Below are 1,547 nucleotides of genomic sequence, written 5' to 3'. Positions count from 1 at the left end.
GACGCAGCCTGACTATATGCAAAGGACTTTTGATAGCATCGATATACTAAAAACCGTAAATAATGCCTACAAAATCCTCTCCCAAGTCGTTGGCGAAGACACGCTAAATTCAAAAGATAGCTTTAGCTTAGATGAGATAAGAAATTTCCCTCAAGGCTTTTCTTATAACCGCCAAAGTATGCAAGTAACCAAAATCCATAACTCCATTCATGAATTTGGCTCGGCTGCGGCTGATTTTAACGGCAAAGATTCCAGCAAATCTATGATAAGCACGCTCTTTTTCAATCCAAGCTTTGATGGCGGAGATGGCAGGCAGCCACTAAAGCCAACAACAGATATCTTTAACAACAACAATGGCGGCAAGGAGAGTGTGGGAAGTGGTGTATTTATGGATCCGCATGGAGAGGAATACACTAATAAAGATGGCTCAATAACTAAAGGCGGACTTATAGCAGCCGTCATAAACAACAACCTTGATGTAAGAGAGGGCGAGACAACAGCACAAGGCAAAAGAGAAGGCTATGATAAGAGCATAGATAGTAAAGAATTTAATAGGGCATTTGAGCTGTTCGAGCTAATGGGTGAGATGAAATTTGGACCTGGCTTTATAAATGCTACTGATAATGACATAGCAGGTATGCCTAAATATATGCAAGACTACATCAGATCTAAAAGAGACTTTGTCTATATCGACTTGCAAAGTGGCTTTGTGAGCACTCCTGAAGATAGACGTAGGGGATATGAAGAAGACGAACTCTCATTTAAAAAGATGATGGAGCATAATCTAAAAATGCTAAAGCTACTCTTTGGCGAGATAGATAAAGATGGTAAAAAGAGCAAAGACTTTATGGATAGCTTTTTGAAATTTAGCATGCCATCTTTAAATTTAGTAAAAGAGCTAAATGAAAACCCAGCTGGAAAATACCTAGTAGATATGCTTGGTATAAAAAGAGATGTTGATATAAAGGCTTAGGTGGGGGAGTTTAAATGATAACTAACATAAACGGACTTAGCAACACACCGATACAAGAAACAGCTATCCAAAAAGAAAATATACCTAAAGATACCAAAGATGATGAAAAGGCCAAAATAGAAGCTTTATGGTATGGTCCAGTTGGAAAGAGCATAAGAGAGATTATTGACATAGACGAAAATGAAGATAATTGGGTTGCAAAAACGATAAGCAAAATAGATAATATGCTTTCTAAGCGTTACAATACCGAACAAGATCGCAACGCCATGTCGATGAAACAGCCAAAAACTTTAGAAGAAGCAAAAGATCAAGTCCTTATAATGTATTCTGATATATTAAAGGAAAACTCTGTTGATGGCAAGCCAACCATGATGGGCAAACTAATAGGTCTTGGCACAAAAGAAGAGGAGGCTGACCTAAGAGCTTTTATGGATAGCATGTCTTCTATTTATCCAAATAATAACAAGGAGTCACTTAGTCTTTTAGATAGAACCGATCTAAGCATAGAAGAGTTTAAAACATTATTTGCCAAAGCAAGAGAAAAAGCTACAAAGGATGTTGAAGAACAAAGAAA

Annotated in this window: 2 protein-coding genes; both read left to right on the top strand. The window is 37.4% G+C overall.

The annotated features are described in order from the left end of the window. A partial coding sequence (locus CVS91_RS10165) for a Cj0814 family flagellar-dependent secreted protein (protein ID WP_234409699.1) occupies window positions 1-973 on the top strand: 973 nt, incomplete at its 5' end. 14 nt (window positions 974-987) lie between these two features. Further along, on the top strand, window positions 988-1,547 hold a 560-nt coding region (locus tag CVS91_RS10160; protein WP_107831875.1), incomplete at its 3' end, for a cell surface protein.

It is taken from the genome of Campylobacter concisus, from assembly GCF_003048985.1.
Lineage (GTDB): Bacteria > Campylobacterota > Campylobacteria > Campylobacterales > Campylobacteraceae > Campylobacter_A > Campylobacter_A concisus_AY.
The sequence above is the reverse complement of the archived record's forward strand: the minus strand, read 5'-3'. Positions and strand labels throughout refer to the sequence as shown.